A 25,060-nucleotide genomic window follows, 5' to 3' on the forward strand; every position below is an offset into this window, starting at 1 on the left:
GACGGGATGTTGAGCATCACATTTACTTGTATCTTCAACTAAATACTCCTACTGTCGTCGTGGGCGATCCGGCCGCCGGAGGCGTCACCACTCCCGCCTTCCCGAAGAACCTGAGCAGCACGGAGCGCGCCCACCTCGAGACGTTCGACACGCTCGACTTCGAGGTCTTCTCGCACGCCGACTGGGCCCGCCTCCACGAGAGCCACGCCGAGAACATCCGCGTGCACTGGCCGGACGGGCACTACACCGACGGCATCCAGAAGCACATCGAGGACCTTGCGGCCCTCTTCGTGTGGGGCCCGGACATCCGGATCGACGTCCACCCGATCCGGATCGCCCAGGACTCCCTGACCGCCGTCACGGGAGTCATGCGCGGCACGTTCACCCTGCCGATGCCCGACGGGAAGGGCGGCTTCATCCAGCCGACCGGCAAGGCCTTCTCCATCAATATGGCCACCATCGGCAGCTGGAACCGCCAGGGCACGATGGACGAGGAGTTCCTGTTCTGGGACAACCTCACGTTCTACCAGCAGATCGGGCTCATGTGAGCATCGATCGCCCCTGAGCGGAGCACGACGGCGGCGACGCGCCCCGCGCGGGTACGTCGCCGCCGTCGTGCTCCAGGTCCCGTCAGTGCCAGGTCCCGTCAGTGCGCCGGGATCTCCTCGCGTGCGGCCGGCTCCGCTTCAGTGCGGGTTCCCGGGACGCCGCGGGGCAGGAAGTACACCGCGACGGCGCCGATGAGGATCACGGCACCGACCGCGAGGTAGAGCCCGTTCGGGGTCCATCCGGTGTCCAGCAGGGCGCCCGTCACGAGCGGACCGATGATCGCGCCGATGCGCCCGACCCCGATCGCCCAGCCGACACCGGTGCTGCGCAGGCTGGCGGCGTAGGCAGAGGGCGTGATGACATACAGGCCCGCGATGCAGCCGTTGATGAGGGCGCCGAGCAGGACTCCGACCACGAAGGCGAGCGCCAGGACGCCCGCGGTCGAGATGAAGACGGCGGTCGCGATCGCGGCGAGCACCGTGAACCACAGCATGACGGTGCGGCGGTGCCACTTCGCGGCAAACGCGCCGAACGCGATCGAGCCGACCGTTCCGCCGAGCGTGAGCATGAGGCCGCCGATGACGCCCTGGCTCTCGGTCATCCCCGCGGTCACCAGGAGCTTCGGGGTCCAGCTGTTGACGAAGTAGAACCCGAACATCACGACGAAGAACGCGGCCCAGACGAGGATCGTCGCGCGGACGTTGGCGGGGGCGAACAGCTGGCGGACCGTCGTGCCGGTGGCCGGACCCGCCGGACCCGCGGTACCCGGGGAGGGCGTCGTCGCGCCGGTGCCGATCGTATCCCTCACGGCCCCGTCGAGGCGCAGGCGCTGTGCAAGGCGGTCGAGCTTGGCCTCGTGGCCGCGCGGGCGACGGGTGGCGAGGAAGTCGATGCTCTCCGGGGCGAGCACGAGCACGGCGAGGAGCAGGACAGCCGTTGCCGCGGCCCCCCCGACGAACACCGCGTGCCAGCCGAACGATGCCTGCAGCCACACGGCGGCGCTGCCGCCGACCGTGGCGCCCACACCGTAGCCCGCAGTGTAGATGCTGATCGCGAGCCCGCGGAGCCTCTTCGACGAGAACTCGCTCACGAGGACGTTGGTGCAGACGAGGATCCCGCCCACCCCGAGCCCTGTGACGACGCGCCACAGCCCCAACTGCAGGGCCGCCCCGGCCGTGGCGGACAGGAGCATGCCGACGGCTGAGAGCGCCACCGACAGGATGAGGACCGGCCGGCGCCCCACCCGGTCCGCGAACGGACCGAGGACGAGGGAGCCGATGGCCATGCCCACGAGGCCGGCGCTGAGGAGGATCCCCAGCTCGCCACCGGTCAGGCCGAAGTCCTTGGAGACGCGCGCCGACGTGAACGCCATGGCGAGCACGTCGAAGCCGTCGAGCGCGTTCAGCGCGGTCGCAAGCGCCACGATCAGCCATTGGGCCGTGCGCATGGGGGCCGCCTCAATGCGGTCCCGGAGGTCAGTTGTCATTCTCAGCTCACTTCGATGGTCACGACGGCGGGGCCAGCCCCCGCCGTCACGGCTTCCTTGGGCGTGATGGCACGCGAGACACAGCAGCACATCTTCTCGGAGGCGTGCTGCTGGCGGTCGCTGTAGAAGACGTCGCGGTGGTCGATGCTGCCCTCGAGGCCGAGGACGCGCACCTCGCACAGCCCGCATTCGCCCTTGCGGCAGTCGGACATCATGTCCGCCCCCGCGCCCTCGAGGGCCTCGAGCATGGACCGCCCCTTGGGCACGACGGTCTCGATGCCGAGGCGCGGGATGCGCACCACGAACTCCTCGGGGTCAAACCAGCCGCTGTTGCCGAACGTCTCGTAGCGGAGGTTGGGGAGGGCGAGCTCGAGGTCCTGCCACGTGCGCCTCACGGAGTCCATGAGGCGGATCGGGCCGCACATGTACAGCTCGGTGTCGAGGTCGAGGCCGCCCAGGAGCGTCGGGACGTCCAGGCTCGAGCCCTCGTCGTCGACGTGGACCTCCAGCCGGTCGCCGTGCTCGGCGACGAGGTCGTCCAGATAGGCCATCGCACCCCGGCTGCGCCCCGCGTACACGAACCGGTAGTCCGCGCCGGTGCGCGCCAGGATGCGGGCCATCCCCAGGACGGCCGTGACGCCGATGCCGCCGGCGAGGACCACGTACCGCCGGGCGCCCACGCGCAGCGGGAAGTTCTGCATCGGCTGCGTCAGCTCGACCTCCGCCCCGGGCTCGAGGGTGTGCATGAACACGCTCCCGCCGCGCGAGGCGGGCGTGCGGAACACCGACAATGCGAGGCGCGCGCCGCCGTCGTCCGCCTCGACGATCGAGTAGGAACGCACGTCTTGCTGGCCGTCGATCACGACGGCGACGTCCACGTGGGTGCCCGCGGCCGCCTTGACGGGTCTCTCGGGCGCGATGACGATCCGCCGGATGTCCCGCGCGACGTCACGGGCCTCGACGACCCGCCCGCGCTGCCAGACGGCTGAGGACTGCGCCGCCATGCTCAGGCACCGACCTGTGCGGGCTGGGCGGCAGGCTCGGGAGCGGAGACCGCCGCTGCGCCGGGGAGCCGGCCCTCGGCCTCGAGCATGCGCTCGATGAGCCGCCGGACCCACATGCCGCCCTTGTCGATGTTGAGGCTGTAGAACTCGTAGTCGGGGTTCGCGTCGATCGCCGCCTGCTGGGCCTTGAGCATCTCCTCGTCCTCGCCGAACACGCCGTGCACGCCGTCGCGGAGCTGGGTGGTGATGAGCTGGCTGTCGAGGCGGTAGTTGCGCATGAACGCCCAGAAGTAGTGGCACGTTCTGTCCGTCTCGGGCGAGATGGTGTTCATCACGAAGCCGTTGACGCCCTGGCTGCGGTCGCCCTCGGGTGCACCCGTGCCGGCCTTCGCGACGCCGACGTCGATAGTGATGGTCGAGGGGGCCTCGAACGTGATGATCTGCCACCGGTCCACGCGGCCCTCAAAACCGGGGAACTTGTCCCGCATGTTCTTGAGCCAGAACGGCGGCGGCTCGATGTCCTTCATCCAGCGGGACACGGTGACGGTGCGGTCGTCGTGCGTGACCTCGAAGTCGGATTCGGAGAGCTCGTCCTGGCCGATCGACGAGGAGTGGACGAACTCCTCGTGGGTGAGGTCCATGAGGTTGTCCAGGACGAGCTGGTAGTTGCACGGGGCGTAGATGGTCTCACCATCCCCGGCCCACTCGGGCGAGTCCATCTGGTGCATGTCCGGGATGAGGTCGGGGTCCGCGAGCTCTGGGTCGCCGAGCCACACCCACACGTACCGGTACCGGTCCACCACCGGGAACGAGGGCACCACCGCGGAGGGGTTGATCGTCTCCTGGGCCGGCATCGAGGTGCAGCGGCCCGCGGAGTTGTAGCGGAGACCGTGGTACGGGCACTGGATCTCGTCGCGGCCCACGGTCTTGCCCATCGAGAGCGGGGCGAGGCGGTGCCAGCAGGCGTCGGCGAGTGCCACGGCACGGCCATCCTCCGTGCGGAAGAGCGCGAGCGGACGGTTCGCGATGGAGCGGGCCATCGGCTTGCGGGTGACCTCGTGGTCCCATGCCGCGACGTACCAGGCGTTGAGCGGGTGGCCGAGGGTCTTGTTCGTGGTCGAGGCGGGGTGCTGGGCGCCGGACATCGGTGTCCTTTCGTGGGGGTCGTCGCGGATTGGCGACTATCTATCGATATAGATAGTTGGTGATCCGAAACACAGAATACCTATGGGCATAGTGAGTTGGCAAGGACTCGATAGGCTTGGCTACCGACACGAAACGAGGTGGCCAGTGAGCCTGAGGTTCGCCCTCCTGGCGATGCTGACGTCACAGCCCATGACCGGCTACGACGTCTACAAGAACTTCGAGACCTCCGTGGGCTACGTGTGGCATGCGCCGGACTCGCAGATCTACCCCGAACTGCGGCGCATGGAACATGACGGCCTCATCCGCGGCGAGACGGTCCGGTGGGGCACGAAGGGCACCAAGAAGCGCTACGAGATCACGGACGACGGCGTGGCCGCCTTCCGCACATGGCTCAACGAGCCGCCGCAGTACACGCGCGAGCGGGACCCCCTGCGCCTGCGGGCCGCGTACCTCGAGTGGGCCGAGCCCGACGCCGCACGGCAGTTCTTCCGCGACCACATCGACTACCACGCCGGGCGGATCCGCGACTGGGAGGACATGATCCGGACACTCCGCGACCACACCAACCCGACCCTCGCGCGGCGCCTCGAAGGGCAGCCGGAGGACGAGTGGCAGCGCATCGTCGAGTATAAGGTGTTCGCGTACGAGGGGCTGATCGATCGTGCGCGGGCCGAGGTGGCCTGGGCCGGGCGGGGGCTCGTGCTCGTGGACCGGCTCGAGGGAGCAGAGGGGCCCACCCCGCGCTGAGCCGAGCACGACGGCGGCGAGGCCACCCGCGCGGGTGCGTCGCCGCCGTCGTGCGTCACCGCTCTCGGAGGGAGCCCCTACGGCGAGATGTGGTCCAGGTGCCTGTTCCGCGTGTGCGGGGTGAACTGGACCAGGATGGCCGCGATCACGAGGAACACGGAGATGAGGCCCAGCGCCGCCGTCACGGACAGCAGCGGCAGGAGCGGGGTGATCACCATGACGCCGATGCCGCCGCCGATGTGGCCTGCCCCGTCCACAATGGCGAAGCCCGTGGTGCGGGCGCGGGTCGGGAAGGACTCCGCGGTGAGCGCATAGGTCGGGGACACCCACAGGTTGAAGCCGGCGAAGATGAGGATCGAGCCGATGAACGCGATCCCCACGTTGGTGCCCGCCATCGCGACTACGAGCGAACCGATGATCGTTACGGCCGCGCCGATCGGCAGCCAGTAGCGGCGCTCCAGCCTCTCCACGATCACGCTCATGATCGCGGCCTCGGCCACGAACCCGAACGTCCCGACCGCCGCGATCACGCCGGCCTCGGGCGGCGGGTAGTGCAGCGCCGCGAGGACCACGGTGAAGCCCGCCGCGAACGAGTACACCGTGATGTACCCGATGAACCAGACGAAGAAGAGCAGGATCATCCGGCGCACGTACAGCGCGTTGCCGAACAGGTCACGGTATGGGACGGGCGACGGCGGGGTGGTCGCCCCGTGCACGTCCAGCACCACGGGCTCGGCGAGCGGCCCGTGCTTGGCGGCCCGCACCTCCATCTCCCGCACCACGACATCCGCCTCCGCGAACCGGCCCTGGCCGATGAGCCAGCGCGGCGACTCGGGCAGCTCGAACCGCAGGAGCACCGCGACCGCGGCCAGGATCGCGCCGACCCCGTACATCCACCGCCAGCCGGCCTCGAAGTTGGGTCCGGCCATCGCGAACGGCAGGCCGAGCGGCCACGGGGTGGCCGGCGTCGTGAGGATGAGCCCGAGCCAGATGCCCACGAGGGCGCCGAGCGCGGACATGATGAAGATGATGGTGGTGAACCTCGCCCGGGAATGCCGCGGCGCCATCTCGTTGACGTAGGTGTTCACGATCGCGAGGTCAGCACCGATGCCGATACCGGTGATGGTGCGGGCGATGTTGAAGTTCGCGTAGTCGCCCACGAACGCGTTGTACAGCGACCCGAGGCCCGTGATCAGCATCGTGATCATGAGCATGTTCCGCCGGCCAATGCGGTCCGCGATCGGGCTCAGGACCAGGGTGCCCACCACGTACCCGGCAAGGTTGAGCAGCACCGGAAGCGGCAGCGCCTCGAGCGCCGTCTCCGGGGTGCAGCCCTTGTTGAGCTCGATGCACGTCTGGATAAACGAGACGTTGATGTCGAAGATGTCGTAGAACGTGAACAGGAACCCGAGACCGATGATCCCGATGAAGAGGTAGGAGAGACTCCACACCTCGAGCCGCTCGAGCCTGGCGATGATCGCCGGGCCGGTGGGGGCGGCGCTCACGGCCCCAGCGTCCATGGATGAAGCCACATGGATCAACCTCCCGCAGCCTAGGGGTGGTGCGCCATGCGCCAGAGACAGCCCTGGCTGCCGCATCCATCGTGCGCCCGACGCGGGCGCACTGTCACTCCTTCGCGCTCAGGTAAGGTGTGCCGCACTCACCTCGGGAGGAGTTTCGCCCTGGAGCGTCCAGCGGTTGCCGTCCGGGTCTGCGAAGAACGCGAACAGAACCCCGCCCATGTCCTGGATCTCGCTGATCGCGGCGCCGCGTCCGAGGAGCTCCGAGCGAACGTCCGCCAACTCGGGCACCACGAGCTGCAGGCCCTCGAGGCTGCCCGGGAGCATGCTGGTCATCCCGGTGCCGATGACGATCGACGTGGCAGATCCCGGCGGGGTCATCTGGACCACCCGCATTCCGGGGATGTGCTCCACGTCGTGGTCGAGGGCAAAGCCCAGCTTCTCGGTATAGAACGACTTCGACCGGTCGACGTCGGCCACAGGTACTTGGACGACTTCAAGGCGCATCTCCATGAAGCACCACGCTACCGTCAGTCCAGCAGCAGCGCGGGCTCCTCCATGATCGCGGCGACGTCCGCCATGAAGCGGGCGGAGAGGTCGCCGTCCACGACCCGGTGGTCGAACGAGCCGCCGAGCGTGGTGATCCAGCGCGGAATCACCTCGCCCGAGACGACCCACGGCTTCTGCTTGATCGTGCCGAACGCGACGATCGCCACCTCGCCCGGGTTGATGATCGGCGTGCCGATGTCGATCCCGAGGGCGCCGATGTTCGTGATCGTCATCGTCCCGCCCGTCATGTCCGCGGGTTTGGTCTTGCCAGTGCGGGCCGTCGTCGCGAGGTCGTTGAGCGCGATCGCGAGCTCCTTGAGGGAGAGGTCCTGCGCGTCCTTGATGTTGGGCACAAGCAGGCCCCGCGGCGTCGCGGCCGCGATGCCCAGGTTCATGTAGTGCTTCACGTGGATCTCGTCGCCGGACGCGCCGGTGACCCACTCCGAGTTGACGCTCGGGTTCCGCGCCGCCGCCCAGATCACGGCCTTGGCGAGGATGAGCAGCGGGGAGACCTTCACGCCCTCGAAGTCGCGCGACTTCTTGAGCCGCTGCACGAATTCCATGGTCCGCGAGGCGTCCACGTCCACGAAGATGCTCACGTGCGGCGCGCTGAACGCCGAGTCCACCATGGCCTTCGCGGTGGCCCTGCGCACGCCGCGCACGGGAATCACCTCGACCCGGTGCTCCTGCGCCTTCGCGTGGTGGTCCCAGAACGTCGGCGCAGCGTCCTGCTCGCGCTCGCGCTGCGCCTGGTACGACTCGAGGTCCGCCCGCGTCACCTCGCCGCGGGCGCCGGTCGCGGGCACGTCGGCGAGGTTGATGCCGAGCTCCTTCGCAATCCGCCGCACCGGCGGCTTCGCGAGGACGCGTGCCAGGAGGCCGACGACGGCGTTCCCCGGCTGAGCCGGTACGGTCGCCACGGGCTGGGGCGCCGGAACGGGGGCAGGGACGGGCGCCGGCGCACTGGCCGGCGCGGGGGCCGGGGCGGCCTTCCGGGGGCGGCGCTTGACGGCGTCGGCCTTCGGACCGGACCCAACCAGCGGCCCACTTTCCACCCCCGGCTCCTGCATGGCCGGCGCCGTCGACTCGGTGACTGCGGCGACCGGAGCGGAAGGCGAGGAACCAGCAGAGGAGGCGGAACGGGGGGCGCCGTCCGGGGATCGGTGGGCATCCTTGGGCGGGACGGCGCCGCCCGTGGAGCCTCCGGAGGAGGCGACGTCGTCGTGCGCTGTACCTTCCAGCGCAGCGTCGCCGATCGCGATGATCGGGGTCCCCACTTCGATGGTCTGATGCTCCGGTGCCAGGAGGTCGATGACCGTGCCCGCGTAGGGGCTGGGGAGCTCGACGAGGCTCTTGGCGGTCTCGATCTCGCACAGGACGTCGTTGATCGCGACGGTGTCGCCGGGCTTGACCTTCCAGGCGACGATCTCGGCCTCGGTGAGGCCCTCGCCGACGTCTGGGAGGTTGAAGATCTGTGTCGCTGACTGCTGCGTCACGGGCTGCTCCTAGTACGCGAAGGCGCGGTCGAGGGCTTCGAGGATGCGGTCGATGTCCGGGAGGTAGTGCTCCTCGACCTTCGCCACGGGGTACGGCATGTGGAAGCCGCCGACGCGGATCACCGGGGCCTCGAGGGAGAGGAACGCGCGCTCGGAGACGCGCGAGGCGATCTCGCCGCCGATCCCCCCGAACGTGGGGGCCTCGTGGGCGATGACGAGCCGGCCGGTCTTCTCGACGGAGGCGGTGACGGCGTCGAAGTCGATCGGGGAGATCGAGCGGAGGTCGATGACCTCGACGCTGCGGCCGTCCTCTGCGGAGGCCGCAGCGGCGGCGAGGGCGACCGGGACGAGCGGGCCGTAGGCGACGACGGTCGCGTCGGTGCCCTCGCGGACCACGTGGGCGCGGAACGGGTCAGCGCTCGCGCCCGGGTCCTCGGTGTCGACCTCGCCCTTGAGCCAGTAGCGGCGCTTCGGCTCGAACACGATGACCGGGTCCTTCGACGCGATGGCCTGCTGGGTCATCCAGTAGGCGTCGTGGGCGTTGGACGGGGTGACGATACGCAGGCCCGCGGTGTGGGCGAAGAGCGCCTCGGGCGACTCGGAGTGGTGCTCGACCGAGCCGATGCCGCCGCCGTACGGGATGCGGATGGTCACTGGGACGGTCAGCTGGCCGTTGCTGCGGGCGTGGAGCTTGGCGAGCTGGGTGGTGATCTGGTTGAAGCCGGGGAAGACGAAGCCGTCGAACTGGATCTCCGCGACCGGGCGGTAGCCCCGCAGGGCAAGGCCGATGCTCGTGCCGATGATCCCGGACTCTGCGAGGGGGCTGTCGACGACACGGTCGCCGCCGAAGTCCGCCTTGAGGCCCTCGGTCACCCGGTAGACGCCGCCGAGCGTGCCGATGTCCTCGCCCATGAGCATCACGGACTCGTCGTTGGCCAGGGCGGCGCGGAGGCCCGCGTTGATCGCCTTCGCGATGGTCATCGTGGGCATCAGCGGCCGCCTTCCTGGGTGGTGCCGTCGGTTGCCTCGTCCGCGAAGCCCGCCTCGTACCGGCGGTGCCACGCGAGCTCCTCGGCAACGAGCGGGTGAGGCTCGGCGTAGACGTGGGCGAACGCGTCCTCCATGTTCGGGGACGCGAAGGACAGGACGTCGGCGCGGGCCTTGGTGGCGAGCGCGTCGCCGTCGGCGGCCACCTGGGCGAAGAACGCGTCGTCGGCGATGCCCTCGGCGCGGAGGTACTTCTCGAACCGGGCCAGCGGGTCCTTCGCGGCCCAGGCCCTCTCCTCGTCGCTGAGGCGGTACTTGGTCGGATCGTCTGCGGTGGTGTGGGCACCGAGGCGGTAGGTGTAGGCCTCGATGAGCACGGGGCCCTTGCCGGCGCGGGCGCGCGCGAGGGCCCACTGGGTGACCGCGTGGACCGCGAGGACGTCGTTGCCGTCCACGCGCACGCCGGGGAAGCCGTAGCCCCGGGCACGGTTGAAGAGGGGGATGCGCGACTGGACCTTGGCGGGGACCGAGATGGCCCACTGGTTGTTCTGGCAGAAGAAGACCACGGGGGCCTTGAAGCTCGAGGCGAAGACCATGGACTCGTGGACGTCGCCCTCAGAGCTCGCGCCGTCGCCGAAGTAGGCAACGACGGCCGCCGGGTCCGTCGCGTGCGTCCCGGCCGCCGCGCCCCGCGCCGCGTCGCGCTGGATGCCCATGGCGTAGCCGACGGCGTGCGGGGTCTGCGCGGCAAGGACCATCGTGTAGAGGTGGAAGCCCGTCTCGCGGGGATCCCAGCCGCCGTTCGAGATGCCACGGAACAGGCGCAGGAGCTCGGCGAGGTCGACGCCGCGGACCAATGCCACGCCGTGCTCGCGGTACGTCGGGAAGACGTAGTCCTGGGCGCGCGTGGCACGGGCGGAGCCGATCTGGGCGGCCTCCTGCCCGCGCAGCGGGACCCACAGGGCGAGCTGGCCCTGGCGCTGGAGGGCCGTCGCCTCGGCGTCGAAGCGCCGGATCATCGCCATATCGCGATACATGCCGCGAACGGAATCTTTAGTGAGGCCGGAGATCGCTCCGGCCAGCCGTGAGTCCGACCTGAACCGGCCCTCCTCGTCGAGGAGCTGGACCATCGCGCCGGGCCGCTCGGGGCCCTCATGGGCGTCGGCCTCAAGCTCGAGCCACAGCTCGTCGGGGATGTCGCTGAACTCGGTGGTGGGCAGTTCGACTCCCATACCGCCTCCTCGCCTGCCGTCGGATGACCAACCCGGGGGCGCCGGGCGGGGCCCGCCGCGCCGTTCTTCCACGATATTCCGCTGGGGGAATGCATTCCGGGGATGGAATATAGGCGGCGGCCCAGCAGACACTCTACCGAGTGAAGCTGAGCCGCCGCGAAGTCGGATCCTTCTAGGAAGCCTGCGTCACCTTTGTGAAGGACCTACAGAGATCCAGGAACCGCGCATTCGCCTCCGGTTCGCCGATGCTCACCCGGACGCCTTCGGTGCCGAACGCGCGGACGGACAGCGCCTGGGCCTCCGCCGCGGCCGCGAACTCCGGGGTGGCCTCACCCAGCGCGAGCCAGACGAAGTTGCCCTGCGCGTCCGGAATGTCCCAGCCGAGGCTGCGCAGGCCTGCCGTGACGCGGTCGCGCTCGTCGACGAGCGTTTGTACCCTTCCTACAACCTGATCGAAGTTCTCGAGCGAGGCGATGGCCGCGCCCTCGGCGATCGTGGAGACGGCGAAAGGTACCGCCGCGATGCGCAGGTACTGGGTCACGTCGGGATGGGACACGGAGTAGCCGACCCGCAGGTTGGCGAGGCCGTGGGCCTTCGAGAAGGTCCGCAGCACCGCGACGTTCGGGTACTTCCGGTACATCGCGATCCCGTCCACGGCCTCGGGATCGCGCACGAACTCCTGGTACGCCTCGTCGATGACCACGAGGACATGGCCCGGGACGGACTGGATGAAGCGCTCGGTCTCCTCGCGGCGCAGCGCGGGGCCCGTCGGGTTGTTCGGCGTGCACAGGAGCACGACCCGGGTCCGCTCGTTGACGGCTGCGGCCATCGCCTCGAGGTCGTGGCGGCCATCGGCCAGGACGGGGATCTGCACGCTCTTCGCGCCGGCGAGGCCCACCGAGATCGGGTATGCCTCGAAGGAGCGCCACGCGTAGACGACCTCGTCCTGCGTGCCGTCGTCCTGCTGGCCGGCGAAGGCAGCGAGGATCTGGTTGAGGGCGCCGAGGCTGCCACCGCCGGTGACGATGTCGTCTGCGGGGACGTCGAGGAACGTGCTGAGGGCGCTGCGCAGCCGCGTGGCCACCGCATCGGGGTAGCGGTTGATCGCCGACTCGTGGACGATAGCCTCGGTCACGGCCGGCAGCGGCGCCAGCGGGTTCTCGTTCGAGGACAGCTTGTAGCTCGTGAGTCCCTCCACGGGTGCGGGCGGGCGTCCAGCGGCATACTTCGGGAGCCTGTTCATCACGGGACGGGGGGTGACGCCGGGCGTGACGGCTGAGGCGGCCTTGGCGCTCGGGTCCGCGCCGCCGTCGTGATCATTCAGCGGTGAAGTCATGCCATACAGCGTAGTCGTGCGAGCATAGGGCCATGATGCGCTTCGTGCTGCAGGTCATCGTCAGCGCCCTCGCCCTGTGGGTGGCCGCGTGGATCCTCCCCGGGATGGACATCACCACGTCCCCGACGGCCGGCGTGGCGGCGAACGCAGGGGCGGGCGACTCGAGTTCCACGGTCGGCATCGTCCTCGCGTACTTGTTCATCGGTCTCATCTTCGGGCTCGTGAACGGGATCGTCCGTCCGATCGTGAGCTTCCTGTCCATTCCCATCACGTGCCTGACGCTCGGCCTCTTCGCGCTCGTGATCAACGCGGCCATGCTCGGCCTCACCGCGTGGATCTCCGGGTACACGCCGGTCCACCTGACCCTCGACTCCTTCCTGACGGCGTTCCTGGGCGCGATCATCATCGCGATCGTGTCCGCCCTCACCGGCTGGGCCCTCGGGATCCGGAAGAACTGACCGGAGTCGTCGTGTCCGTGCCGGTGTAGACGAAGCGCTCGCGACGAGGCACCGCACCGGGCACCGCCCCGGCCAACCCGGCCCCCACCACCCCGGCACCCACCGCCGCACCGAGGACCGCGGCGTAGCCCTGCACCGAAGGGTCCGCCGATCCATCGAGCGCCCGCGCGTCCGCGGCGTACCGGTCGAGATCGTGGGCGGACACAACGGCTTCCAGGAGCCCGGCCTCCTCAATGCCGGGGCGCGAGGGCGTCCGCACGTCGACGACGTTGGGGCGCGGGGCCGGAGGAATGCCCGAGAGCCCGGGCACCACGTCGTCGCGGTTCGCGATGCTGAGCACCGCCACGTCGTCGGGGACGCGGAAGGCCGTGGGTACGCCGCCGAGGACGGTGACGGCCGCGACCGGATACCGGGAGCGGAATCCCTCGTCCTCGAGCAGCCCGAATACGTGCAGTGACCCCTGGCTGTAGACGTTGAACACGACCGAGTCGCCGGCGCCCAGACGTTGCTCCGCCAACGCGCGCTCGATGAGCTGGCGCGCGTGGCTGTCCCGCCCCGCCATGGCGTCGAGGTTGCCCTCGGCGTCGAACACCCCGCCTCCCCAGTCGTCGGGCGACCAGCTCTGCGTGCCGGGCACCGTGACCATCACCGCCGTGGTGCCGTTGGGGCGCGGGATCCGCTCGAGAAGGATCGAGGACGGCGGCACGTCCGCGCCGTCCTCGAGCGGGGCCGCCCCCTGGGCCTGCTGCAGGCTCCTGCCCGCGTAGGCGAAAGTCGAGGCGTCCTCCCGCCCCGGGGGGACCTCCCTCCGCACGACGCTGATCGCATCGTCCGGACGGCCAGCGGGAACCCACGGGACGAGGGGCGGGAGCGCGGACCCCCCGCCCGCGAGGAGCCGCAGTCCGCCCGCGGCCAACCGCACTGGGCTTGATGGGTGGACTGCCCACGCGACGAGCGGCGGGACCGATCCCCACACGAGGCTCCGCATGGCCAGCTGATGGCCCCCCGCGTCGGCCGCCGTCCGGGCCTCGGTGGCCGCATAGCCCGCCGCGGCGGCCGTGATCCCACGGGCTCCGGCGAGCGCATCGAGGGCGATGCGGGCAGCGTCCCCTATGAGACGGGCGGCCTCGTCATCGAACGATGCCGCGGTGGCGCTCCCCGCGCACGCGCCGCGCCACACGGACCCCCGGACCGCCTCGAGCCGATCCGCCAAGCCCTCCACGAGCGTGGACACGGCGGCCAACGACCGCGCCACGGCGCTGAGCGCCTCCGTGTCGACCCGGAACGCCTCGCCGCCGGTGACGACGAACTCCGAGGGGTCACGGCCCGACCGCTCCGGAACTGGGGCCGGGCTCACCGGCACCCCTCTTCCGGGTGTGCGCCCGCGAGCCCGCGCGCGAACACCGGTCCCGACGGCGCTGGAAGGCGCAGCGCCGGCTCACGCGACGCGAGCGGGGCGATCGCGCCCCGCCGGCCCTCGACCACGAGGCCCCGGGGTGCGGCCCCGCCCGGGGGCGTGGACGCGCCGATTCCCGGCGCCGCCCCCGTGCACCCTGCCGCCTCGGACTGCAGCGCCGCCACGACGAGCCCGAGCGTGCCCAACACCGCCGCGAGGGCGCCCAGCTTCGCGCCGAGGGATGCGGTGGACCGTCTGAACGACTCGGCGGCCTGCCCCTGCCACGCGGCCTCCTCGGCACGCGCCACCGCGGCCCGGGCATCCCGCACCTCGTCCTGGGCACGCCCAAGCTGGGTGGCCGCGGCCCACAGCTCGGTCTCGTCGTGGCCGCACCAGCCGCCGAGCGGGGACGAGGTGCCCGTGCCTGTGAAGTCGCCGTCCCCGCCACGAATGGTCCCGGTCATGATGTCCCGCCTTCCCCGCGCCCGTTCGGTGCGGCTTTGCCCCGACGCTAGGCGTCCGTCCCGCCCCTGGCGGCCACCCGTCGTCGTATGTGGAGGACACGCCCCGACGGGAACCTGTGGAGGACAAGTGGCCCAGCTCCCGATCCCCGAAGCCCGAGTGGGCCTGCGGAGAGCATGGAAGAATGGAAGCCATGGCTGATTCCCCCTCCCGCATCCCGTCCGGACGTCTCTCCCTGGCCGCTGCCGGTGAGGCGGCCGGGAAGCCGATCGCGCTCGGACCGCTCGACGGCCGCTACCGCCCGGCCGTCGCGCCGCTAATCGACTATCTGTCCGAGGCCGCGCTGAACCGGGACCGGGTGGCCGTGGAGGTCGAGTGGTTCATCCACCTCGTCAAGAATTCGGTCCTGCCGGAGGTCGGCTCGCTGAGCGAGTCGCAGGAGGCGGGCATGCGGCGCATCGTCACCGAGTTCGACGCCGATTCCGTCGCCGAGCTCGCCGACATCGAGGCCGTCACGGTCCACGACGTCAAGGCGGTCGAGTACTACATCGGCCGCCGTCTCGAGGGGCTCGAGCTGACGCGCCTCACGGCCCTCGTCCACTTCGGCTGCACGTCAGAGGACATCAACAACCTCTCCTACGCTCTGGGCGTCAAGGGCGCCGTCGAGAACGTGTGGCTGCCCGCGGCCCGTGCCCTCGTGGAGCAGATCGCCGAGATGGCGCGCGCCAACCGCGACGTGCCGATGCTCTCGCGCACCCACGGCCAGCCCGCCACGCCCACGAGCCTGGGCAAGGAACTCGCCGTCATGGCGCACCGCCTCGGCCGCCAGCTCGACCGGATCGCCCGCACGGAGTACCTCGGGAAGATCAACGGCGCGACAGGCGACTACGCCGCGCACGTCGCCTCGGTCCCGACCGCGGACTGGCAGCAGGTGTCGAAGTCCTTCGTCGAGGGCCTCGGGCTCACCTGGAACCCGTTGACCACCCAGATCGAGAGCCACGACTGGCAGGCCGAGCTCTACGCGGACATGGCCCGCTTCAACCGGATCCTGCACAACGTGTGCACGGACATCTGGAGCTACATCTCGATCGGCTACTTCAAGCAGATCCCGGTCGCCGGCGCGACGGGCTCCTCGACGATGCCGCACAAGGTCAACCCGATCCGCTTCGAGAACGCCGAGGCGAACCTCGAGATCTCCTCGGCCCTCCTCGACACGCTCGGCGCGACCCTCGTGACGTCCCGCTGGCAGCGCGACCTCACCGATTCCTCCTCGCAGCGCAACATCGGCGTCGCGTTCGGCCACTCCCTCCTGGCGATCTCCAACGTCGCCAAGGGCCTTGAGCGGCTCGACGTCGCCGATGACGTCCTCGCCGAGGACCTCGACGCGAACTGGGAGGTCCTCGCCGAGGCCATCCAGATGGTCATGCGGGCAGAGGCCGTGGCCGGCGTCCCCGGCATGGACAACCCGTACGAGCGGCTCAAGGAGCTCACGCGCGGCCACCGCGTCGACGCGGACCGCATGAAGGAGTTCGTCTCCGGGCTCGGGCTCTCCGCCGAGGCGGAGGGCCGGCTCCTCGCCCTCACCCCCGCCACGTACAACGGGATCGCGGGCAAGCTCGTCGACCACCTCGACTGAGGCGACGCGGCCGACGCCGGCAGATCCTACGCGGGCACAACCGCGCACGACGGCGCCGGCCGCACCTACGCTTCGGAGCGCCCGGCGCCGTGCCGCAGCTCGCGGGCGCGGCGCAGGTCCTGTGCATCCGCCTCACGCTTCTTCTCCACCTTGACGGTCGCGCGTGGGGGAAGCTGGATGGTCTCCTCCGCCCCGATCCCGGCCTGGAGCTCGCGGGCACGCTCGGTCTCCGCGTCGAACTCTGCGCCGAACAGGAGAGACATGTTCACGAGCCAGAGCCACAGGAGCAGGATGACGACGCCGCCGAGCGCGCCGTAGGTCTTGTTGTAGTGGCCGAAGTTCGCCACGTAGAAGCCGAACCCGAGCGTGGTCACCGCGAGCACGATGAGCGCAAGGAGCGAGCCGAGCGTCATCCACCGGAACCGCGGCTGCTTCACGTTCGGGGTGAAGTAGTACAGCAGCGCGATCAGGACGATCACGAGGACGAGCGCGACCGGCCATTTCGCGATGTCCCATGCCATCACCGCAGGCTGGCCCAGCCCGATCATGCTGCCCACAGCGGAGGCCAGCGGCCCGCTCAGAACCAGCATCGCCGACGTGATGGCCACGATGACCACGGCCCCGACCGTGAGGGCCAGCATGGTGCCGCGCAGCCTGATGAACCCGCGTCCCTCCTCGACCTCGTAGACGAGGTTCATGGCACGGCCGAAGGCGCCGACGTATCCCGACGCGGTCCACAGCGCGCCGAGGATGCCGCCGACGAGCGCGAGGCCCGCTGCGGGGCTGCGCACGAGCTCCTCGACCGGCCCTCGCACCGCCTCCGCGGAGGAGCCGGGCGCGACGGACTGCAGGATGTCCATCATCCCGTTGGCCGTCCTCTCCGCCTGGCCGAACAGCCCGAGGAGGGACACGAGGGCCAAGAGGGCGGGGAAGAGCGAGAGGACCGCGTAGTAGGTGAGGGACGCGGCGATGTCCGGGCAGCCGTCGTCGCCGAATTCCCGGACCGCCTTGCGCGCCACGTACTTCCAGGACGGCTTCGTGATGTCTCGGATCCGATCCGGCTTCTGCGGGTCCTCCGGTGCGGGAGCGGCGTCAGCCTTGAGTTCGGTGGAGGTCTCGCCTCGTTGATGGCTCATGCGCCGACTGTTACCCCGAGCGCCCGCGGACAATCGACGCCGATTCCACGGCCGGCCCGGCAGCCGATTCGGTGTCCGGGACACGCTCGTGTATAGTTGGTCAAGCGCCGCGGGGTGGAGCAGTTCGGTAGCTCGCTGGGCTCATAACCCAGAGGTCGTAGGTTCAAATCCTGCCCCCGCAACCAAAGCGAAGGCCCTCGATCCACATGGATCGGGGGCCCTCCGCATGTCCGGGCCGCGCGGCGGACGCCTCAGGAGCCCGCCGCGGCACGCCCGGCCACGCGGCCCGAGAAGAGGCACCCGCCCAGGAACGTGCCCTCGAGCGCGTTGTAGCCCATCATGCCCCCGCCGCCGAACCCGGTGGCCTCGCCCGCGGCGAACAGCCCGGGAATGACCGCACCCCGGGCGGGGTCGGCGGCCGCGAGGCACCGCCCAGACAGGTCCGTCTCGAGCCCGCCGAGCGTCTTGCGCGTAAGGATGTTCAGCCGCACGGCGATGAGTGGGCCGTGCTTCGGGTCGAGGATCCGGTGCGGGGCGGCGGTGCGGATGAGCCGGTCGCCGAGGTACCTCCGGTGCGCCCGCAGGAACGTGACCTGGGCGTCCTTGCCGAACGCGTTCTCGATCTCGGCGTCCCGCGCCTCGATCACGGCCCGCACCGACGCCTCGGACAGCAGCCCCGGCTCCCCCACCCGGTTCATCCCGTCCACGAGCTCCCCCAGAGTGGACGCGACCACGAAGTCCGCGCCGTGCTCCTTGAACGCCTCGACGGGGCCGGGCGCCCCGGGCCGCACGCGCGAGGCGAGCAGCCGCAGGTCCTTCCCCGTCAGGTCGGGGTTCTGCTCCGACCCGGACAGCGCGAACTCCTTCTCGATGATCGACTGGGTCAGCACGAACCACGAGTAGTCGTGCCCCGTCCCGCGCAGGTGCCTGAGCGTCCCGAGCGTGTCGAACCCGGGGAACAGCGGCGCGGGCAACCTGCGCCCGAGCGCGTCGAGCCACATCGACGACGGCCCCGGCAGGATCCGGATCCCGTGATTCTCCCAGATCGGGTCCCAGTTCCGGATGCCCTCCGTGTAGTGCCACATGCGGTCCCCGTTGATCACGCGTGCCCCGGCGGCCTCTGCGATCGCGAGCATCCTGCCGTCCACGTGCGCCGGCACCCCGGCCACCATGGTTGCCGGCGGGGAGCCGAGCCGCGCGGGCCACATCCGCCGCACGAGCTCCGGGTTCCCGCCGATCCCACCGGAGGCGATCACGACGGCGCCCGCCTCCACCGCGAACTCTCCCACCGCCTCGCGGCCGGTTGCCTTCCCCCGCGGTGCCGACGACGGCGCGAGGAGGCTTCCGCGCACGCCGGTCGCGGCGCCGTCGTGCGTCAGGACCTCGTCGACGCGGTGCCGGAACAGGAAGCGGATCCGCGCGGCGTCGGCGTGCGCGCGGGCGCGGCGGATGAACGGCGCGAGGACGCCGGGCCCGGTCCCCCACACAAGGTGGAAGCGCGGGACGGAGTTGCCGTGGCCGTCGGCGCGGCCGTCGCCGCGCTCGGCCCACCCGACCACCGGGAAGAACCGCACCCCCATGCCGTGCAGCCACGCGCGCTTCTCGCCGGCCGCGAACTCGAGGTACGCCTCAGCCCATTGCCGCGGCCAGAAGTCCTCGGGCCGGTCGAACTGGGCGGAGCCGAACCAGTCCTGCCGCGCAAGGGCGAGGGAGTCCCGCACGCCCATGCGCCGCTGCTCCGGAGAGTCCACGAGGAACAGCCCGCCGAGGGACCAATGGGCCTGCCCGCCGAGGGACTGCTCGGCCTCCTGGTCGAGGACCACCACATCGCGGCCGGCATCGGCGGCCCTCGACCGCCGCCACAAGGCCCGCGAGCCCCGCGCCGACCACGCACACGTCCGCCTGCACAGCATCAGCCATGCCCCCAGACTTCCGGCCCATGCAGCAGGCGTCAACGGTGGCCCATACTGGTGGCATGTCTGGCTGCTGCGCGCCCGTGCCCCCGAACCCCGGACAGGGCGGCGCCGACCCCGACCGGTACCGCTCCGTCTTCACCGCGCAGTTCTCGCGGAGCATCACGCGCCGCTACGAGAGGAAAGGCCTGCGGTCTGCCGAGCAACGGATCGTGGACTTCCTCGCCAGCCGCGGGCTCGAGGGAGCGACCGTCCTGGAGGTGGGCGGCGGAGCGGGCGAGATCCAGCTCGAGCTCCTCGCTCGCGGGGCCGCGCGCTCCACCAACCTCGAGCTCTCCGACGGATACGAGGCGGACGCGGAGCGGCTCATCGCCCGCGCCGGGATGGCGGGCCGCGTGGAGCGTCGTCTGGGCGTGGACCTCGCTGCGACGCCCGACGCCGTGCAGCCGGCCGACGTCGTCGTCCTCCACCGCGTGGTGTGCTGCTACCCTGACTACGCCGCTCTGCTCGGGGCTGCGGCCTCGCACGCAGGGAAGGCCATCGCGTTCAGCTACCCGCCGGCGGGCCCGCTCGCGCAGCTGGGCCTGCGCGTCGGCAACGCCATGCTACGGCTCTCCGGACGTTCCTTCCGTGGATTCGCGCACGATCCGGGGGCGATGATCGACGTGGTGCGGGCGCACGGACTGGAGCCGGTCTACCAGCACAGGAGTGGCGTATGGCGCGTCACGGGGGCAGTCCGGGCAGCCTAGTCTGAGATATATCACGTGAGGTTCCGGCGTGTCGCGCGCCCCTGGTACCCCTGAAGGCGACTCGTGAGTAGTGTGGCCGCCAAGAGCCCGTGTCGGGGCTCTGATCCGTGACCTGAAGGAGCTTTCATGGCTGTCGATTGGGCAGAGCAGATCAAGAAGCTGGCACCGGACGCCGACGACGAGGTCGTCGCGGGCATCATCCGCCACTGCGGCATTGCGCTGCAGAGCGCTGACGCCTCGCTCGTCTCGTTCGGCGACAAGACCGAGACGGACCGCGTCCGCGACGGCTTCCTCAAGAAGAAGCTGGGCCGCACCGAGGACGACGCCACCCTCGACGCCGCGATCCAGTCCGTGGGCGAGAAGTTCAAGGGCATCAACCGGCGTCAGCGCCCCACCGTCTACTACCTCCTGGCCGAGCACTTCGGCCAGCTCGACGACTTCCGCAAGAAGAGCAAGTAGCCGCCTCACCGGCCGTCGTGCGTCTGACCACCCCGCGAACTGGTGGATTGAGCAGGGTGCGAAGCCCGCTGACCCTGCTCAATCCACCATTTGCGGTGCGCTGGGCGACATGGGCGGCGCGGCGCCTCAGACGGCCGGAGCGAGGGCCGCGACGGTCTCCTCGGCGGTACGGCGGCCCATGCGCAGGGCCCCGTCCACATGCTGGTAGCCCTCGCCGGCGATGTCCGAGCACGCGAAGTGGATCGGTCCGACCGGGGTGCGCTGGTCCGCGCCGTAGCGGGACAGGCCGCCCAGGTCGAAGCTCGCCGCGTACGCGCCGCGGGTCCACTCCTCCGAGCCCCAGTCGGACTCGTAGTAGACCTCGGGCGTGAGGGCCTCCTCGCCGAGGTAGTGCGCCATGGACTCCAGGATCGCGGCCTTGCGCTCCTCGGCGGTCAACCTGAACATCGCGTCCGCCTTCTCATCCGAGACGAACCCGACGAGCGTGCCGCGGGCGTCGCCGTGGTTCGTGTTGTCGTAGATCTCCTGGACGAGCTGGCCCGCGCCGAAGCACGTGCCGGAGAGGTTCTCGTCGCGCCAGAAAGGGCGCTCGTAGACGGCATGGACCTTGATGACGAGGCCCATCGAGAGGTGCTGGTGCAGCTGGTGCTGCCGCCGCGGCAGGGCCGGGACGTAGGAGATCCGCGAGTACAGCGTGGGCGGGACGGCGAGGATCGCCCGGCGAGCGGTGACGGTCACGCGGCCCGCGGTGCCGCCGTCGGCCGTCACCGTCACGCTGGCGCTCCCACCCTCCCCCTCATTCCACGCGACGGTCCGGACGGGCGCTCCGAGCACGACGGCGTCGCCTAGCTGGGCGGCCATCGCCTCGCTGACGGACTGCATGCCGCCCACCACGCGCTTGTCGAGGATGAAGTCCTCGTCGAGGAGGTTGCTGAACGAGCCGGCCGAGGCGGCCATGAGCACGGCCTGCAGCGCGGAGAAGGCGTGGGCGGGCTTGGTGAGCATGCCGCCGGCGATGAACAGGCCGATGAGGTTGCAGGCCTCCTCGTCCGCGGACTGGGCGCGGAGCCAATGGTGGAAGCTCACGGTGTCCAGCTCGCGGGCCTTCGGGTGCGCCCAGGGCTCCTCGGCACCGAGCTCCATGGCGAGCCGGTCGAGGGTCGCGGTGAGGCGCTCGACCTCCGCGAGCGTGCCCGGGCTGACGGGAAAGTCCTCGCCGGAGTAGACGGTGCGGGTTCCGTCCGGGGCGACGTAGACGCTCTCCCCCTCGCGGTAGCGGTCGAAGGTCTGCTTGCCGAGCTCGTCGACGAGGCCCAGCAGCTCCGTCTGGTCCGGGCTGATCCACTGGCCGCCGATCTCGAGGAACGCGCCGTCGATCGTGTCGCTCCACGTGCGGCCGCCGACGCGGTCGCGGGCCTCGAGCACGACGACGCGCTGGCCCGCCTTGGTCAGCGTGCGGGCGGCCATGAGGCCGGCGGGGCCGGCACCGACGACGACGACATCGGCATCGCGGGTCTGGGGCTGGGACATGATGGCTCCTTTGGGAGGGTATGTGGGGGAGGTCTCAAAATGAATTTAGTTCATTATCTGAGCCTCGGCAAGACCCTCTCCCCCGGCACCCCTCCCCGCCCCGCATTGAGGGGTCAGGTCCCCGGCGAGGGGTCATGTCCCTGCGTTGAGGCTCACCCACGGGTGGCGCGGACGGCCGCGAGCGTGCCCCGCAGCCCGGCGACGAGGGCGTTGAGCCCCAGGCCGAACGCGGCGTCGGCCGAGGCGGCGCCCCTCGCGGGCCGGACGGCGACGGCGGCGGCGAACGTGGGCGCGAGGTCGTGGTGGTCGCCGACGTCGAAGATCCCCTCCGGCGCCGAGACGTCCATGGCGGAACCCAGGACGAACGACTCGACGGCCACGATCACGTCCACCACCATGTCCATCGGCCATCCGCCGGCACGGAGTCCGTCCGCGACCCGCTCGTACATGGCCAAGGTGTGCGGGGCGCCGGCCACGGGGAACACCGCGATGATCGGGATGAGCGGCAGGTGCGGCGCGAATGCCGCGCGGTACGAGTGCGCCCAGCGGGTGATCGCGAGGTCCCACGGATCGACGCCGAAGCCGCTCGTGTCGATGGTCTCGCAGACGTCGTCCTGGACCCAGTTCAGGACCTCGTCCTTGGATTCGACGTGGTTGTAGAGGGCTGACGGCGCGGTCTTGAGCTCCCGGGCAAGCGCCGCCATGGTGAGCCCCTCGTAGCCGGCCCGGCCCACGACGGCGAGCGCCGCCGTCGTGATCTTCTCCCGCGACAGCAGGGGCCTGGGCGGGCGGCCCCTCCGGCGCGGGGCGGCCTGCTGCGCGTCGGGGGCGGGGGCGTCCATGGTTCGCCAGTCTAGTGACCCCTCAACGCCGGAACATGACCGCTCAACGCCAGGGAGGGGGTTGACCGTGGCGCAGATCACGTGCTCTCATAAACGAACGCTATTCATTTAGGGCCTACCCCGAGCCTTTCCCGCAAGACCTCCCCCGAAGGACTTCCCATGCACGAGATCCTTGCCCTGCAGCCCCCGGTGTCGTGGGCCCGCCCGCGCACCGACTCGGATGAGACTGGCCGCCGCGAGCCGCTGCGCGTCGCGCTCGTCCAGCACCGCTGGCACGAGGACCCGGCCGCCACCGAGGCCGAGCTCGAGGACGGCATCCGCCGCGCGGCCGCCCACGGTGCCCGCGTCGTCTTCCTCCCCGAGCTGACCCTCCCGCTACCCCGCGGACACGCTCCCCGACTACACCCCGAGCAGCATCGCCGAGGACCTCGAGACGGGCCGGACCCTCGCGTTCGCCCGCCGCGCCGCGGCCGCCCACGGGGTCCTCGTCCACGCGAGCCTGTACCGCAGGGCCGCGACGGCCCCCGACCCGCTCGGCTACAACACCGCGATCCTCGTCGCCCCGACCGGCGAGCTCCTCGCCGCGACGGACAAGCTCCACATCCCCGTCACCGAGGGCTACTACGAGGACAAGTTCTTCCGTCCGGGCCCGGAGCGGGCCCCCCACACGGCCGCCGACCCGTACCCCGTGCACGCCCCCGCAGAGCTCGGCGGCGCGCGCCTCGGCCTGCCGACCTGCTGGGACGAGTGGTTCCCCGAGCTCGCCCGCATGTACTCCCTCGCCGGTGCCGAGATCCTCGCCTACCCCACGGCTATCGGCTCCGAGCCCGGCCACCCCGACTTCGACACCGAGCCGCTCTGGCGCCAGGTCATCGTGGGCAGCGGGATCGCCAACGGCACGTTCATGGTCGTCCCGAACCGGTGGGGCTCCGAGGGCCTCGTGACGTTCTACGGCTCCTCCTTCATCTCCGACCCCTACGGCCGCATCCTCGCCCGCGCCCCGCGCGAAGGTTCCGCGGTGCTCGTCGCGGACCTCGACCTCGACGCCCGCCGCGACTGGCTCACGCTCTTCCCGTTCCTCACCACGCGCCGTCCCGACACGTACGGCGCGCTCACCGCTCCCGTGGACCCGGCACGCCCGTTCGGTGGGACGCACGACGGCGGCGAGTCGCCGGCGTCGTCCGCCGCGCCCCGCGCCGGGGGCACCGCCACACCGGCAGCCGCTGCCCACGAGCTGCAGGGAGCGGGCGCATGAGCTGGCGCATGCCCGCGGAGACGGATCCGCACGAGCGGCTGTGGATGGCATGGCCGTCCGGCGGCTACACGCTCGGCGGGACGGACGCGGACGCGCATGAGGCGCGGGCGGCGTGGGCGGCCGTGGCGCACGCGGCGCGGCGGTACGAGCCGGTCACGATGGTGGTCCGGCACGAGGACCGTGCGATCGCGAGGGCCTACTTGGACCGCCGCGTGGATCTACTCGAGGCGGACCTGGACGACGCGTGGATGCGGGACATGGGCCCGAGCTTCGTGCTCGGCTCAGCCGAAGATGGTGCAAGCGTGCTCGGCGCCGTGGACTGGGTCTTCAACGGCTGGGGCGCCCAGGACTGGGCGACGTGGGAGAACGACGCGAGGATCGGCCGCACGGTCGCCGCGGCCGCCGGCGCCGAGCACATCCCGAGCCGGCTCGTGAACGAGGGCGGGGGCATCCAGGTGGACGGGCTCGGCACCGTGCTCGTCACGGAGACCGTGCAGTTGGACCCGGGCCGCAATCCCGGCCTCACCAAGGCGGAGGTCGAGGCGGAGCTCGGGCACACCCTGGGCGCCCACCACGCGGTCTGGCTGCCCCGAGGCCTCACGCGGGACTCGGAGCGGTTCGGCACCCGCGGACACGTGGACCTCGTCGCGGCGATCCCGCGCCCGGGCACGCTCCTGGTCCACGTCCAGCACAACCCTGAGCACCCGGACCACGAGGTATCGGGCGAGATCCTCGAGGCCCTCCATGCCTCCCGGACCTCGGACGGGACGCCGTGGGACATCATCGAGGTCCCCGCCCCGGCCCAGCTGCACGACGGCGAGGGCTGGGTCGACTGGAGCTACATCAACCACGTCGCCCTGAACGGCGGGCTCGTGGCCTGCACGTTCAACGACCCGCATGACGAGAAGGCGCTCCGCCTCCTCGCCGACGCCTACCGCGGGCGGCACATCACCGCCGTCGACGCCCGCGTCATCTTCTCCCGCGGGGGCGGGATCCACTGCATCACCCAGCAGCAGCCGGCCGCCCGGGCCTGACATCCGGGCCCGACTGCCGCGCCACACCACAGGGCCTGACCGCCCATCAACCGCACCCTCGCCCACCGAGGTGATCCCCCTGACGGGTCCGTGTCTGCGATACCGGACCCACCGCCCCTCCGCCGCATTGATGCAGCG

21 protein-coding genes, 1 tRNA gene and 2 pseudogenes are annotated in these 25,060 nt (G+C 70.8%); 9 read left to right on the forward strand and 15 right to left on the reverse strand.

The window, feature by feature from the left end:
• Positions 1-59 precede the first annotated feature (59 nt).
• Entirely contained in the window at positions 60-548 is a 489-nt protein-coding gene (locus SCMU_RS18820) for an ester cyclase (RefSeq protein ID WP_229230608.1), read from the forward strand.
• A gap of 98 nt (positions 549-646) precedes the next feature.
• Here SCMU_RS18820 and SCMU_RS18825 read toward each other — a convergent pair whose 3' ends face one another.
• Genes SCMU_RS18825 through SCMU_RS18835 form a run of 3 tightly spaced genes read right to left on the reverse strand, consistent with a single transcriptional unit; the run spans position 647 to position 4,184 of the window.
• On the reverse strand, positions 647-2,035 hold the full coding sequence (locus SCMU_RS18825; protein WP_229230609.1) for an MFS transporter: 1,389 nt from the start codon (positions 2,033-2,035) through the stop codon (positions 647-649).
• A gap of 2 nt (positions 2,036-2,037) precedes the next feature.
• Positions 2,038-3,039, reverse strand: coding sequence for a PDR/VanB family oxidoreductase (locus SCMU_RS18830; protein ID WP_229230610.1), 1,002 nt, complete (start codon positions 3,037-3,039; stop codon positions 2,038-2,040).
• A 2-nt stretch (positions 3,040-3,041) separates the two neighbouring features.
• The gene (locus tag SCMU_RS18835) at positions 3,042-4,184 is read right to left on the reverse strand and encodes an aromatic ring-hydroxylating oxygenase subunit alpha (protein WP_229230611.1); all 1,143 of its coding nucleotides are present in this window, start codon (positions 4,182-4,184) and stop codon (positions 3,042-3,044) included.
• A gap of 145 nt (positions 4,185-4,329) precedes the next feature.
• On the opposite strand from SCMU_RS18835, the gene SCMU_RS18840 reads away from it, so the two are divergent.
• Positions 4,330-4,932 (forward strand): PadR family transcriptional regulator, encoded by a 603-nt coding sequence (locus tag SCMU_RS18840; protein ID WP_229230612.1) that lies wholly within the window; start codon positions 4,330-4,332, stop codon positions 4,930-4,932.
• 77 nt (positions 4,933-5,009) lie between these two features.
• On the opposite strand, the gene SCMU_RS18845 is transcribed toward SCMU_RS18840, so the two are convergent.
• The 6 genes from SCMU_RS18845 to SCMU_RS18870 form a co-directional block, all read right to left on the reverse strand.
• Positions 5,010-6,437, reverse strand: a complete 1,428-nt coding sequence (locus SCMU_RS18845) for an MFS transporter (protein WP_229230613.1) — start codon at positions 6,435-6,437, stop codon at positions 5,010-5,012.
• Positions 6,438-6,572: 135 nt separating this feature from the next.
• Positions 6,573-6,965 carry a VOC family protein gene (locus SCMU_RS18850; protein WP_229230614.1) on the reverse strand — a complete coding sequence of 131 codons (393 nt, stop codon included), beginning with the start codon at positions 6,963-6,965 and terminating at the stop codon, positions 6,573-6,575.
• Positions 6,966-6,982: 17 nt separating this feature from the next.
• The gene (locus SCMU_RS18855; RefSeq protein WP_229230615.1) at positions 6,983-8,497 is read right to left on the reverse strand and encodes a dihydrolipoamide acetyltransferase family protein; all 1,515 of its coding nucleotides are present in this window, start codon (positions 8,495-8,497) and stop codon (positions 6,983-6,985) included.
• Between the two features lie 9 nt (positions 8,498-8,506).
• Complete coding sequence (locus SCMU_RS18860) at positions 8,507-9,487, reverse strand: alpha-ketoacid dehydrogenase subunit beta (RefSeq protein WP_229230616.1); 981 nt, start codon at positions 9,485-9,487, stop codon at positions 8,507-8,509.
• Positions 9,487-10,716, reverse strand: a complete 1,230-nt coding sequence (gene pdhA / locus SCMU_RS18865; RefSeq protein WP_229230617.1) for a pyruvate dehydrogenase (acetyl-transferring) E1 component subunit alpha — start codon at positions 10,714-10,716, stop codon at positions 9,487-9,489. Before pdhA ends, SCMU_RS18860 begins: the two co-directional genes overlap by 1 nt.
• A gap of 172 nt (positions 10,717-10,888) precedes the next feature.
• Complete coding sequence (locus SCMU_RS18870; protein ID WP_229230618.1) at positions 10,889-12,052, reverse strand: histidinol-phosphate transaminase; 1,164 nt, start codon at positions 12,050-12,052, stop codon at positions 10,889-10,891.
• A 32-nt stretch (positions 12,053-12,084) separates the two neighbouring features.
• Between SCMU_RS18870 and SCMU_RS18875 the strand changes: the two genes are divergently transcribed.
• A complete protein-coding gene (locus SCMU_RS18875; protein WP_229230619.1) occupies positions 12,085-12,510 on the forward strand; it encodes a phage holin family protein in 426 nt (141 codons plus the stop codon).
• On the opposite strand, the gene SCMU_RS18880 is transcribed toward SCMU_RS18875, so the two are convergent.
• Both SCMU_RS18880 and SCMU_RS18885 read right to left on the reverse strand, forming a co-directional pair.
• A complete protein-coding gene (locus tag SCMU_RS18880; protein WP_229230620.1) occupies positions 12,476-13,867 on the reverse strand; it encodes a hypothetical protein in 1,392 nt (463 codons plus the stop codon). The two genes, SCMU_RS18875 and SCMU_RS18880, sit on opposite strands and share 35 nt — an antisense overlap.
• On the reverse strand, positions 13,864-14,370 hold the full coding sequence (locus tag SCMU_RS18885) for a hypothetical protein (protein ID WP_229230621.1): 507 nt from the start codon (positions 14,368-14,370) through the stop codon (positions 13,864-13,866). The genes SCMU_RS18880 and SCMU_RS18885 overlap by 4 nt, the downstream gene beginning before the upstream one ends.
• Before the next feature lie 191 nt (positions 14,371-14,561).
• On the opposite strand from SCMU_RS18885, the gene purB reads away from it, so the two are divergent.
• On the forward strand, positions 14,562-16,004 hold the full coding sequence (gene purB / locus SCMU_RS18890; RefSeq protein ID WP_229230622.1) for an adenylosuccinate lyase: 1,443 nt from the start codon (positions 14,562-14,564) through the stop codon (positions 16,002-16,004).
• A gap of 65 nt (positions 16,005-16,069) precedes the next feature.
• Here the strand turns inward: purB and SCMU_RS18895 are convergent, their stop codons facing one another.
• Positions 16,070-17,140: a YihY/virulence factor BrkB family protein gene (locus SCMU_RS18895; protein ID WP_229230623.1), complete on the reverse strand. Its 1,071-nt coding sequence runs from the start codon at positions 17,138-17,140 to the stop codon at positions 16,070-16,072.
• 108 nt (positions 17,141-17,248) lie between these two features.
• Between SCMU_RS18895 and SCMU_RS18900 the strand changes: the two genes are divergently transcribed.
• Positions 17,249-17,325: transfer RNA gene (locus SCMU_RS18900), tRNA-Met, on the forward strand.
• Between the two features lie 66 nt (positions 17,326-17,391).
• On the opposite strand, the pseudogene SCMU_RS18905 reads toward SCMU_RS18900, so the two are convergent.
• Positions 17,392-19,060, reverse strand: a pseudogene (locus SCMU_RS18905) (FAD-binding dehydrogenase).
• A 55-nt stretch (positions 19,061-19,115) separates the two neighbouring features.
• Between SCMU_RS18905 and SCMU_RS18910 the strand changes: the two are divergent.
• Both SCMU_RS18910 and SCMU_RS18915 read left to right on the forward strand, forming a co-directional pair.
• Positions 19,116-19,802, forward strand: coding sequence for a class I SAM-dependent methyltransferase (locus SCMU_RS18910; RefSeq protein ID WP_229230624.1), 687 nt, complete (start codon positions 19,116-19,118; stop codon positions 19,800-19,802).
• Between the two features lie 126 nt (positions 19,803-19,928).
• Positions 19,929-20,261: a DUF2853 family protein gene (locus tag SCMU_RS18915; RefSeq protein WP_229230625.1), complete on the forward strand. Its 333-nt coding sequence runs from the start codon at positions 19,929-19,931 to the stop codon at positions 20,259-20,261.
• Positions 20,262-20,387: 126 nt separating this feature from the next.
• Here the strand turns inward: SCMU_RS18915 and SCMU_RS18920 are convergent, their stop codons facing one another.
• The gene (locus SCMU_RS18920; protein WP_229230626.1) at positions 20,388-21,791 is read right to left on the reverse strand and encodes a flavin monoamine oxidase family protein; all 1,404 of its coding nucleotides are present in this window, start codon (positions 21,789-21,791) and stop codon (positions 20,388-20,390) included.
• Between the two features lie 152 nt (positions 21,792-21,943).
• The gene (locus SCMU_RS18925; protein ID WP_229230627.1) at positions 21,944-22,633 is read right to left on the reverse strand and encodes a TetR/AcrR family transcriptional regulator; all 690 of its coding nucleotides are present in this window, start codon (positions 22,631-22,633) and stop codon (positions 21,944-21,946) included.
• Between the two features lie 159 nt (positions 22,634-22,792).
• Between SCMU_RS18925 and SCMU_RS18930 the strand changes: the two are divergent.
• Together SCMU_RS18930 and SCMU_RS18935 are read left to right on the forward strand one after the other, a co-directional pair.
• Positions 22,793-23,888 (forward strand): annotated as a pseudogene (locus tag SCMU_RS18930) (nitrilase-related carbon-nitrogen hydrolase).
• Positions 23,885-24,922, forward strand: coding sequence for an agmatine deiminase family protein (locus tag SCMU_RS18935; RefSeq protein ID WP_229230628.1), 1,038 nt, complete (start codon positions 23,885-23,887; stop codon positions 24,920-24,922). Before SCMU_RS18930 ends, SCMU_RS18935 begins: the two are co-directional and overlap by 4 nt.
• The last annotated feature ends 138 nt before the right edge of the window (positions 24,923-25,060 follow it).

It is taken from the genome of Sinomonas cyclohexanicum, from assembly GCF_020886775.1.
GTDB classification, from domain to species: domain Bacteria; phylum Actinomycetota; class Actinomycetes; order Actinomycetales; family Micrococcaceae; genus Sinomonas; species Sinomonas cyclohexanicum.

Excerpts from the sequence above, each read along its gene's own strand:
- SCMU_RS18825 (WP_229230609.1), bottom strand. The coding sequence starts at position 2,035 with ATGACAACTGACCTCCGGGACCGCATTGAGGCGGCCCCCATGCGCACG.
- SCMU_RS18830 (WP_229230610.1), bottom strand. The coding sequence starts at position 3,039 with ATGGCGGCGCAGTCCTCAGCCGTCTGGCAGCGCGGGCGGGTCGTCGAG.
- SCMU_RS18835 (WP_229230611.1), bottom strand. The coding sequence starts at position 4,184 with ATGTCCGGCGCCCAGCACCCCGCCTCGACCACGAACAAGACCCTCGGC.
- SCMU_RS18850 (WP_229230614.1), bottom strand. The coding sequence starts at position 6,965 with ATGGAGATGCGCCTTGAAGTCGTCCAAGTACCTGTGGCCGACGTCGAC.
- SCMU_RS18860 (WP_229230616.1), bottom strand. The coding sequence starts at position 9,487 with ATGCCCACGATGACCATCGCGAAGGCGATCAACGCGGGCCTCCGCGCC.
- pdhA (WP_229230617.1), bottom strand. The coding sequence starts at position 10,716 with ATGGGAGTCGAACTGCCCACCACCGAGTTCAGCGACATCCCCGACGAG.
- SCMU_RS18870 (WP_229230618.1), bottom strand. The coding sequence starts at position 12,052 with ATGACTTCACCGCTGAATGATCACGACGGCGGCGCGGACCCGAGCGCC.
- SCMU_RS18875 (WP_229230619.1), top strand. The coding sequence starts at position 12,085 with ATGATGCGCTTCGTGCTGCAGGTCATCGTCAGCGCCCTCGCCCTGTGG.
- SCMU_RS18885 (WP_229230621.1), bottom strand. The coding sequence starts at position 14,370 with ATGACCGGGACCATTCGTGGCGGGGACGGCGACTTCACAGGCACGGGC.
- purB (WP_229230622.1), top strand. The coding sequence starts at position 14,562 with ATGGCTGATTCCCCCTCCCGCATCCCGTCCGGACGTCTCTCCCTGGCC.
- SCMU_RS18895 (WP_229230623.1), bottom strand. The coding sequence starts at position 17,140 with ATGAGCCATCAACGAGGCGAGACCTCCACCGAACTCAAGGCTGACGCC.
- SCMU_RS18910 (WP_229230624.1), top strand. The coding sequence starts at position 19,116 with ATGTCTGGCTGCTGCGCGCCCGTGCCCCCGAACCCCGGACAGGGCGGC.
- SCMU_RS18915 (WP_229230625.1), top strand. The coding sequence starts at position 19,929 with ATGGCTGTCGATTGGGCAGAGCAGATCAAGAAGCTGGCACCGGACGCC.
- SCMU_RS18920 (WP_229230626.1), bottom strand. The coding sequence starts at position 21,791 with ATGTCCCAGCCCCAGACCCGCGATGCCGATGTCGTCGTCGTCGGTGCC.
- SCMU_RS18925 (WP_229230627.1), bottom strand. The coding sequence starts at position 22,633 with ATGGACGCCCCCGCCCCCGACGCGCAGCAGGCCGCCCCGCGCCGGAGG.
- SCMU_RS18935 (WP_229230628.1), top strand. The coding sequence starts at position 23,885 with ATGAGCTGGCGCATGCCCGCGGAGACGGATCCGCACGAGCGGCTGTGG.